The organism is Jatrophihabitans sp., assembly GCF_036000465.1.
GTDB lineage: Bacteria > Actinomycetota > Actinomycetes > Mycobacteriales > Jatrophihabitantaceae > Jatrophihabitans.
Genome location: NZ_DASYFV010000007.1, coordinates 1 through 9,895, shown reverse-complemented (window position 1 = coordinate 9,895; position 9,895 = coordinate 1). Strand labels below are relative to the sequence as shown.

General features: G+C 70.3%; 9 protein-coding genes. 8 read left to right on the top strand and 1 reads right to left on the bottom strand.

What is annotated here, in order from left to right; genetic code table 11:
- Positions 1-49: 49 nt before the first annotated feature.
- The 7 genes from VGN18_RS02470 to VGN18_RS02440 all read left to right on the top strand — a co-directional run bounded on the left by VGN18_RS02470 (position 50) and on the right by VGN18_RS02440 (position 8,273).
- Positions 50-1,420 (top strand): hypothetical protein, encoded by a 1,371-nt coding sequence (locus tag VGN18_RS02470; RefSeq protein ID WP_327538045.1) that lies wholly within the window; start codon positions 50-52, stop codon positions 1,418-1,420.
- The gene (locus VGN18_RS02465) at positions 1,420-2,175 is read left to right on the top strand and encodes an Imm8 family immunity protein (RefSeq protein ID WP_327538044.1); all 756 of its coding nucleotides are present in this window, start codon (positions 1,420-1,422) and stop codon (positions 2,173-2,175) included. The genes VGN18_RS02470 and VGN18_RS02465 overlap by 1 nt, the downstream gene beginning before the upstream one ends.
- Before the next feature lie 96 nt (positions 2,176-2,271).
- Positions 2,272-3,345: an alkene reductase gene (locus VGN18_RS02460; RefSeq protein ID WP_327538043.1), complete on the top strand. Its 1,074-nt coding sequence runs from the start codon at positions 2,272-2,274 to the stop codon at positions 3,343-3,345.
- Positions 3,346-3,370: 25 nt separating this feature from the next.
- Entirely contained in the window at positions 3,371-4,207 is an 837-nt protein-coding gene (locus VGN18_RS02455; RefSeq protein WP_327538042.1) for an LLM class F420-dependent oxidoreductase, read from the top strand.
- Positions 4,195-5,658, top strand: coding sequence for an MDR family MFS transporter (locus VGN18_RS02450; RefSeq protein WP_349259812.1), 1,464 nt, complete (start codon positions 4,195-4,197; stop codon positions 5,656-5,658). The genes VGN18_RS02455 and VGN18_RS02450 overlap by 13 nt, the downstream gene beginning before the upstream one ends.
- A gap of 335 nt (positions 5,659-5,993) precedes the next feature.
- Positions 5,994-7,196, top strand: a complete 1,203-nt coding sequence (locus VGN18_RS02445) for an ice-binding family protein (RefSeq protein WP_327538040.1) — start codon at positions 5,994-5,996, stop codon at positions 7,194-7,196.
- A 27-nt stretch (positions 7,197-7,223) separates the two neighbouring features.
- Entirely contained in the window at positions 7,224-8,273 is a 1,050-nt protein-coding gene (locus VGN18_RS02440) for an alpha-hydroxy acid oxidase (protein WP_327538039.1), read from the top strand.
- Between the two features lie 617 nt (positions 8,274-8,890).
- On the opposite strand, the gene VGN18_RS02435 is transcribed toward VGN18_RS02440, so the two are convergent.
- Positions 8,891-9,214 (bottom strand): hypothetical protein, encoded by a 324-nt coding sequence (locus tag VGN18_RS02435; RefSeq protein ID WP_327538069.1) that lies wholly within the window; start codon positions 9,212-9,214, stop codon positions 8,891-8,893.
- Here VGN18_RS02435 and VGN18_RS02430 point away from each other — a divergent pair.
- Positions 9,123-9,860 carry a heparin lyase I family protein gene (locus VGN18_RS02430; RefSeq protein WP_327538038.1) on the top strand — a complete coding sequence of 246 codons (738 nt, stop codon included), beginning with the start codon at positions 9,123-9,125 and terminating at the stop codon, positions 9,858-9,860. The two genes, VGN18_RS02435 and VGN18_RS02430, sit on opposite strands and share 92 nt — an antisense overlap.
- The last annotated feature ends 35 nt before the right edge of the window (positions 9,861-9,895 follow it).

The window sequence follows — 9,895 nt, the reverse complement described above, 5'->3', positions numbered from 1 at the left end:
CTGTGGACAACGCCGGTCGGCCCGGATCCCGGCGGCATGATCGACAACCGTGAGCACCAAGCTGGATGTGCGGCCCGACGCGTTCTACGTCGCGGCCCAGAGCATCGCGAGCGACGTCGTCGGTCGTGCTGGTACGGCACTGGACGTTGCTGGTTCGGCATTGGCCGGCTGCGGATCCATGGCCGGCGGCGATCCCGGCGGGCTGGCCTGGGCCGCTGAGTACGACCGGGCCGTCCCCGTCGTGCTGACCGCGGCCCAGAACCTCGTCAACGGCGCGTACCGGATGGTCGGCCTGCTCGAACGCACCGGGCTGAACCACGAGCGGGCCGAGGCGGCCTCGATGCCCGGTGGCGCCTCCACCGCTCCGCGCGAGTGGTTGCACGACGCCGGCTGGACGTTTCGTGCCCCGGCGCCACCGTCGGCCGCGGGTGGCTCCGGCGACACCCCGACCGGCTGGGGCCTCGTCTCGCACCTCATCGGCTACGTCTGGCCCGGCGGTCATCAGGACCGGTTGCACGCCGCAGCGCGGACGTGGAGCCGCTGCGCCGACGGGATCCTCGCGGCTGCGGACGGCCTGCTGGACCCGTGGTCGCTCGTGTCGGGGCAGGTGGCGCCCGAGGTCGACGACGCGATCACGACGTTCCGGGCGCTGCACGTGCACCTGCGCGACCTGTCGCTGGCGGTGCGCTCGCTCGGCGATGCCTGCGACGCCCTCGCCCACCACGTCGACGTCGTGCGGTCGGCGGTCGAGCGGGAGTTGTCCGATCTCATCCGCGACAGCGGCATGACCCAGTTCATCGGCGGCCTCGCGGCGGTGGTCACGCTCGGCGGCGCCGAGGTGCCGACCCAGGCGGTCCAGGCCGCCCGCATCGCCGCGGCGGCGCTGCGGATCGGCGCGCTGATCGAGAAGTTCGTGGCGGCGGCCCGCACTGTCGCCGTCACGATCCCGACGATCGAGGAGATCGCCGCCGCGCTGAGCCTCACCATGGAACGGCTCCTCGGCGCCCGGCTCGCCTACGCCGGCGTCAGCATCGCCCCGAGGCTGCCGACGATGGTCGAGGCGCGGGAACTCGCCCTCGAGATGCGGGCCGAGGAGGGGTTGGCCAAGGGCGCGACGTTCACCGACCGACAGTTCGCGAAGATGGCCGACATTCTGCGACGGTGTCGGAGCAGCGACGGCTTCTTCTATGCCGGGTCGGCCACGCGGGAGGAGGCCGACGCTGCCGGGCGGGCCTGGGTCGGCGAGGACGCGCACCTCTCGCGCAGCGGGAATGCGTGGATCAGCCAGGATGGACTGAAGCAGTACCGGCCGCCGATGATGAAGCAGAAGCGGGGCGTCGTCCAGGCGAACTTCGAGCGGCGCCCGGATCGAAGCTCCGACTGGATTCACAACGGCCACGTCACGATAAGGGAGCCCTAGTGCGAACGCGGGTGCATAGCCTTCACAGCCCGGACGCGGAACTGGATGAGTTCGCACCGCCCGATCCGCGTGACGCACAGCTCCTCGTACAGGTCCTCGCCGGTGTGCGGTTGGCGGCCGGGTCGGACGACCCGGAGGGCGAGGAATCCTTCGACCTCCGGGTCATCACGCCGCGAGCCGCTCAGCGCCGGCTGCGGGAGCAGGATCGTCCGTTGGTCGGTCGCCATCTCGTGATCGTCGACCAGTGGGACTACCCGACTATCGCGGCCTACCTGTTCGAGAGGTTCGAGTCAGAGGAGGGCGCCGACTGGGACGATCTCGGCACCCGGCTCAACCGCTTCGGCCGCTGGGAGTTCGAGGACTTCGACGAGAGCCGCAACAGCTGGGATATCCCACCGGGCGTCGGGGCGGCGGTGCGATCACTGACCGTGGCCGGCAGGAACCTCGCCGATTTCGCCCCGCCCGATCAGCGAGACTTCCGCGTCCCCGTCCAGGCACGGATCGCGGCGGTCAAGGGCGCGGGGGAGGGCACGTTCACGGTCGAGGTGTGCACGCCGCCGGCCCTCGAACGTCGGGTCCGGTCCGAGGGGATCATCCTCGGCGAGCACCTGCTGATCGTCGATCACTGGGACACCGCGGCGATCACGGCCGCCGTGACCCGCATGTTCCAGAGCCAGGACGGCGCGACCTGGTCCGAAGTCGCCGACCGCCTCGCCCGCTACGGCGCCCCCGAACCCGAAAGCGGGTCGATCTAACGCGGCGGTGCGGGTTCTCACACCGGGGAAGGCGCGGGCACCGGGCAGGCATTGCTCCCAGAGGAAGACAGTTCCCCCGAATCTGGAGTGATGAGCATGGCAAGCCTGTTCGAACCCATCGAGATCGGCAAGATGACGCTCGCGAACCGCGTGGTCATGGCGCCGCTGACCCGCAACCGCGCGGGCGAGGGGCAGGTGCCGCAGGACATCGCGGCGGAGTACTACGGCCAGCGCAAGGGTGTCGGCCTGATCATCAGCGAGGGCACGCAGCCCAGCGGGGTCGGGCAGGGCTACCTGAACACGCCGGGCATCCACACCGACGAGCAGCGCGCCGGCTGGGCCAAGGTCGCCGACGCCGTGCACGCTGGGCACGGGCACATCTTCGTCCAGCTCATGCACGCCGGACGCATCGCGCACGCCGACAACAAGCCGGTCAAGGAGATCGTCGCGCCGAGCGCCATCGCCGCGCCGGGCCAGATGATCACGCCGACCGGCCAGCAGGACTTCCCGACGCCCCGCGCGTTGGAGACCGACGAGATCGCCGGTGTCGTCGCCGAGTTCGTCCACGCCGCCCGCACGGCCGTCGAGGCCGGCATCGACGGCGTCGAGATCCACGCCGCCAACGGCTACCTGATCCACCAGTTCCTCGCCCCGTCGAGCAACCAGCGCACGGACAACTACGGCGGCACGCCGGCCAATCGGGCCCGCTTCGCCATCGAGGTCGTCAAGGCGGTTGTCGATGCGGTCGGCGCCGAGCGCGTCGGCATCCGCATCTCGCCGTCGCACAACATCCAGGGCGCCATCGAGGACGACGCCGCCGACACCGCCGCGACCTATCGCGCGCTCGTGGACGCGATCGCCCCGCTGGGGATCGCCTACCTGTCCTACCTCGCCGACCCGCGGGCCGAGCTGACGAAGGACCTGCGACAGCGTTTCGGCGGCCCGGTCATCGGTAACGACGGCTTCGGCTCGATCACCACCCGCGAGTCGGCGCAGGCCATCCTGGACGAGGACCTCGCCGACCTGGTGGCGGTCGGCCGGCTCGTGCTGGCCAACCCCGACCTCGTCGAGCGGTGGCGTGAGGACGCTGCGCTCAACGAGCCGAACCAGGCCACGTTCTACGGTGGCGGGGCCGAGGGTTACACCGACTACCCGAAGGTTTCCGCCTGATCGAAGCGACGAAGGGGAGGACGCCGTGCGACCGCAGCTCGGACCGATCGGCATCTGGGCCCACGCCTCCAAGCTGAGCCCGCGACTCGCGCAGGAGCTCGAGGCTCTCGGCTACAGCGCGATCTGGGTCGGCGGCTCGCCGCCCGGCGTCCTCTCCATCGTCGACGAACTGCTGGGCGCGACCGAATCGATCTCGGTCGCCACCGGCATCGTCAACATCTGGTCCGACGAAGCCCGCACGGTCGCGGCGTCGCACCACCGCATCACCGGCGCCTTCCCCGGCCGCTTCATCCTCGGCATCGGCGTCGGTCACCCCGAGGCGACCAGCGACTACACGCGCCCGTACTCCAGCCTCGTCGAGTACCTCGACGTCCTCGACGCCGAGGGCGTTCCGCAGGACGAGCTGGTGCTCGCCGCGCTCGGCCCCAAAGTCATGAAACTGGCGCGCGACCGCACCGACGGCGCGCACCCGTACCTGACGATGCCGCAGCACACCCGCGAGGCGCGCGAGCTGCTCGGCCCGGGCAAGCTGCTCGCCCCGGAGCAGAAGATCGTCGTCGAGACCGACGCCGCGAAGGCGCGGGAACTCGGCCGCTCGGTCGTGGCGAAGCCCTACCTCGGCCTGCGCAACTACCTGAACAACCTGCGCCGATTCGGCTACGAGGACGACGACTTCGCGAACCGGGGCAGCGACCGGCTGATCGACGCCCTCGTCGGGCACGGCGACGCCGATACCGCCGCGCAGCGGGTGCGCGAGCATCTCCAGGCCGGCGCCGACCACGTGCCGATCCAGCTCATCACGTCGAAGGACGACAACCCGCTGGACGGGTATCGCGCGCTCGCGCGAGCATTGCTCTCGTGACGCGTTCCGACGTCGGGCTGCGGTCCGAACGCGGACCGATCCTGCTCGCGCTGCTGCTGGCGACCGCGCTCGTCGCCCTCGACGCCACCATCATCGCCACCGCGGTGCCGTCGGTGGTCAGGGACATCGGCGGCTTCGCCCAGTTCCCGTGGCTCTTCTCGATCTACCTGCTGGCCCAGGCCGTCACCGTCCCGGTCTACGGCAAGCTCGCCGATCTCTTCGGCCGGCGGCCGGTGATCCTCTTCGGCATCGCCACCTTCTTCGTCGGCTCGGTCATGTGTGGCCTGGCCTGGAACATGGCGGTGCTCATCGGGTTCCGGGCCGTGCAGGGCCTCGGTGCCGGCGCGATCCAACCGATGGCCCTCACCATCGTCGGCGACCTGTACACGCTCGAGGAACGGGCCAAGGTGCAGGGCTACCTCGCCGGGGTGTGGGGCATCGCGTCGGTGGTCGGTCCGACCCTCGGCGGCGTCTTCTCCGAGTACGTGTCGTGGCGCTGGATCTTCTTCGTCAACATCCCGATCTGTCTGGTCGCGGCCTGCATGATCAACGCCCGCCTGCACGAGAAGGTGGAGAAGAAGAAGCCCCGCGTCGACTACCTGGGCGCGAGCCTGCTGACCACCGGTCTCACGCTGCTCATCCTCGGCGTGCTCGAGGGCGGGCAGGCCTGGGCCTGGACGTCCCCGACGAGCATCGCGGTGCTTTCGCTCGGCGCGGTGCTGACCGCCGCATTCGTCGTCGTCGAGACGAAGGCGCCCGAGCCGATGATGCCGCTGTGGGTCTTCCGGCGCCGGCTGCTGCTGACCAGCAGCCTCATCTCCTTCGGCGTCGGCGGCATCCTCATCGGCCTGAGCTCCTACATCCCGACCTTCGTGCAGGACGTGCTCGGCACCGGCCCGCTCGTCGCCGGCTTCGCCCTGGCCACGCTCACGATGGGGTGGCCGATCGCCGCGTCGCAGGCCGGGCGGCTCTACCTACGCATCGGGGTCCGCTCGTGCGCGCTGATCGGTTCGGTCTTCGTGGTCGGCGGGACGGCCCTGCTCCTGCTGCTCGGCCGGCCGTCGAGCGTCGTGCAGGTGGGCGCCACCTGCTTCGTCATCGGCCTCGGCATGGGACTCGTCGCCGCGCCGACCCTGATCGCCGCGCAGTCGAGCGTCGACTGGTCCCAACGTGGCGTCGTGACCGGGACGAACCTGTTCTGCCGCTCGCTCGGCAGCGCCCTCTGCGTCGCCATCTTCGGCGCCGTCGCCAACGGCGTCGCCGGTACCGCGGCCTCGACAACGCACACCGACCCGGCCCGGTTGGACGTGTCGGTGCACCACGTGTTCATCGCCGTCGCGACCGTCGCCGTGCTCATGGCCGTCGTGGTAGCTCTCATGCCGGGCCGCCGCCCGGTGCCGAGCGCGCCGGCGGAGTCCGTCGACGTCTCCGCGGACGAGTTCGCCGCCTGACGTGGCCCTCAGGTGGCAGATGGCCGGGTTCGCGCGATATGTGATGGCGCTTATCTGAGATTATTGTTACGGTGAGTACACGGTCGTTCACCTGGCGAACATTTCGCCGGACCTGGCTCGGTGGTCTGAACCGCGCTCGGCCGCCGGCACGATGACATCCTAACGCCGTTCGCCGACCACCGTTTCCCCTGGAACCTGCTTCCGCGGCGCGGCCGACGCCCTCCTTCAGGGGGAAGCAGTACCGCATGTCCCGTACCTCGGCTTTTCCGTCCCCGTTTCGATCCCGCCCCTCCCGGTGGCGCCGGCCGGCCGCACGGCTGTCCCTGCTGTCGATCGTGCTGCTCCTCGTGGCGTTGATCGTCCCCTCCGCCGCCCGCGCCGCCTCGTCGCCCGTCGGTCTCGGCACGGCCGCCCCGTTCTCGGTGCTCGGCGCATCGACCGTCACCAACACCGGTCCGACCACGCTGAGTGGTGATCTGGGGGTCAGTCCGGGCACCGCGATCACCGGCTTCCCACCCGGTCTGGCTGCCGGCACGACCCATGCGGCGGATGCGCCGGCGGCCCAGGCAGCGTCCGATCTCGGTATCGGCTACAACGACGCGGCCGGCCGGGCCAGCACCGCCGCCGTGGCGGGCGACCTCGTCGGACGGACGCTGATCGACGGGGTCTACACCTCGTCCGGTCCGCTCGCACTGAGCGGCACGGTCACCTTCGACGGGCAGGGCGACCGGAACTCGGTATTCATCGTCCAGATCGCCAAGACCCTCATCACCGCCAGTGCGAGCCACGTGGCCACGATCAACGGAGCCCAGGCCTGCCACATCTTCTGGCAGGTGGGCAGCTCGGCCACCCTCGGCACGGCGTCCACCTTCCAGGGCACGATCATGGCAATGGCGTCGATCTCGGTGACGACCAGCGCCCACGTCAAGGGCCGCGCTCTCGCCCGCATGGGTGCCGTCACCCTCGACAACAACGTCTTCACGTCGCCGGACTGCAGCAACGCCACGCCCCCCAGCACGCCGGCGAGCACCGCCACGACGATCACCTCGATGCCCGCCACTGCGACATCCGGCAGCTCGGTCACCGTCGTCAGCACCGTCACGAGCAGCACCGGTACCCCGACCGGCATCGTCACCGTGTTCGATCACGGCCACGCCGTCGGCACCGGCTCCCTCGACTCGTCCGGTCATGCGAGAGTGTCCTTCCCGGCCGGCGGCGCCGCGCCGTCCGGCGTGATCACGGTGCAGTACGGCGGCGCGCCCGACTTCGCGCCGTCCGTCTCCCGGCCCAGGCCGTTCACCGTGACACCGCGGACGCCGGCGACCACTGCGGGCCGCCCGGGCGCCCCGACCACTACCGGGTCGACGGTCAAGCTCACCTCGAGTACGACGGGGACGACCACGGTCGTGGCCAACACCGGCACTCCGGTCGGCGGCCTGTTGGCCCTGGCGGCAGCCCTGCTCCTCGTCGGGGGTAACGCCGTCTGGCTGGCCCGCCGCCGGCTGGGCTACCTGCCGCGCCACCGACCCGCCGGCTGACCCCGACGCGGGAAGTAGGGTTCGTGCGTGCTCCCCCTGCTCGCCCGCCAGCTCGCCGAGGCGCAGGACCGCCTGCCCCAGGCGGTGTTCGACTACTACGCCGGCGGGGCGGGCGAGGAGATCAGCCTCGACGAGGCCGAGTCCGCGTGGCAGCGGTACCGGCTGCTGCCGCACGTGCTGCGCGACGTCGCCGCGGTCGACACCGGGTGCGAGCTGCTCGGGCACCGGTACGCCACCCCGTTCGGGATCGCGCCGATGGCGACGCAGCAGCTGCTGCATCCCGACGGCGAGCTCGCCACGGCGCGGGCGAGCGCGGCCGCCGGCGGACCGTTCGTGCTGTCCACGCGGTCGAGTCACACCCTCGAGGACGTCGGTGCGGCGGTGGGTGGGCCGTGGTGGTTCCAGGTCTATGTGACCCGCGACCGGAGCATCACCGAGGGACTGGTCGGCCGGGCCCTCGCCGCCGGCGCGACCGCATTGGTGCTCACCGGCGATACCCCGTTCCTGGGACGCAGAAAGCGCGCGGGTCGCCCGGCGGCATTATCGGCCGATGCCTCGATGATCAATATCGCTCGCCATATTCGACCCGGCGCCGACCCGGATATCGCCGCGGAACAGGATCCGTCCATAACGCCTGACACCATTTCCTGGCTGGCCGGGATCAGCGGCGTGCCGGTTCTCGTCAAAGGCGTGCTGCGCGGCGACGACGCGCGGGCGTGCGTCGATGCCGGCGCGGCCGGCGTGATCGTCAGCAACCACGGTGGCCGTCAGCTCGACCGTGCCGTACCGAGCGCGGCAGCGTTGCCTCACGTGATATCGGCGCTCGCCGACCGTAACGCTGAGGTGTTGGTCGATGGCGGGATCCGCTCCGGGGTCGACGCCCTGGTGGCGCTCGCGATGGGCGCCCGGGGCGTGCTGCTCGGCCGGCCGTTCGCCTGGGGGCTGCTCGCCGGCGGTCAGGACGGCGTCGCAGCGACGTTTGCCGCGCTGGCTGATGATCTTCGACTCGCCGCGGCGCTCGTGGGAGCGCGAAGCCTGGCTGCGCTCGATCCGACGCTGGTGGCGCCATCTCGCTGAGCGGTTTGGCGGTCGGGACGATGGTCCCGAAATCGGTGGCTTTTGTCCGAAAAGTCGCCTGTACGGAAGCAGTTAGGTCTGGGTATCCTCGAGTAGTCGAATCAAGCTGGTATGGTTCGACTGGCCTTGGGGGCCGTGGCCAGCTGGACAGACGTAGCAGCGGGGCCCACCTCGAAGGAGTCGGCGCATGACACGCCCACCGTTGGTCACCTGATCGGTGTACCGCCCCGTGAATTGCACCAGCTAATGTCGCGCCGGTGACATTTCTGCAATTCGTTGTTCACCCATCGAAAACGGGCATAACCGTTTCTCGGTAATCGGTCGAGGGGTCGACCGATTTCTCGTACGTCAATCGCGGGGGAATTCCGCGAGCGCATCCATTGCGCCCGCGGGTCGTTGTCTCAATTCGCGAGGCAGTTCGTCCCCCCCGAACTACGACGCAAGGACCCCCCGATGCACGCAAAGCACGCCAATTCCTCCCGACGAATCGTGTCGTTGGCGTTGATCCCGATCTCCACGCTCGCCGTGGTCGTCTCCCTGGTGCTCGCCCTCGGTGGCGCGGCCGACGCGCGGGTGATGCGCTACACCGCGCGGATCGACTCCAAGGCCCTGACCTACTACCGCTGGCGGCACTGGCCCACGCCCACCCCGACCCCGACCAGCTCGCCGGTGCCGGTGCCGAGCACGTCCTCGACCACGACGTCGCCCGCGCCGCTCCCCTCGAGCTCGAGTGCGACCAGCAGCAGCTCGCCGGCTCCCGTTCCGTCGAGCTCGAGCGTGGCCAGCAGCAGCTCGCCCGCCCCGCTCCCCTCGAGCTCGAGTGTCACGAGCAGTAGCTCGCCCGCCCCGGTGCCGAGCACGTCGTCGACGACGACCTCACCCAGCCCGGCGCCGAGTTCCAGCTCGTCGACGCCGGCCCCGGCGCCGCTCTGGACCGGCAACTACGACAACGGCACGCTGTCGCAGTTCGACTCGACGTCATGGAACGACCTGCCGATGGCCCCGGCCGTCGTGTCGTCCGTCGCCTACAACGGCAACTACGCCGGCAAGTACGTCATCCCGGCCGGTGGCGCGCGGTGCGAGAACGTGCCGTCGATGCGCGAGATGACCGAGGGCGACGACATGTGGTTCAGCTGGTCGACGATGCTCGGCAGCGACTTCCCGGTGAACATCTCGAACTGGCAGGTCATCGATCAGTGGAAGAACGACGGCACCGGTTCGCCGCCGCTCGAGCTCACCGTCGAGAACGGTCAGTTCCGCGTCGACGGCGGGTACGGCTGGCCCGGCAACACGTCCTCGGGCACGCCGAAGATGAGCTACCAGTGGGTCGGGGCGGCGACGACCAACGTGTGGAACCACTGGACCTTCCACGTGAAGTTCTCCTCGAACCCGACCGTCGGCTACGTCGACGTCTGGCGCGACGGCAAGCAGGTCATCTCCGGGTGGCACATGCCCGGCGGCACCCTGTACCCGAGCCTGAACTCCTACCTCAAGGTCGGCTACTACCGCGACACCGCAATCTCCACGCAGGGGACGGTCTACCAGGACGCCTGGAAGGCCGGCACCACGGCGGCATCGGTCTCCTGACCGGCCCCGTCCGACGGTGGCGCGCCCCGGTTTGC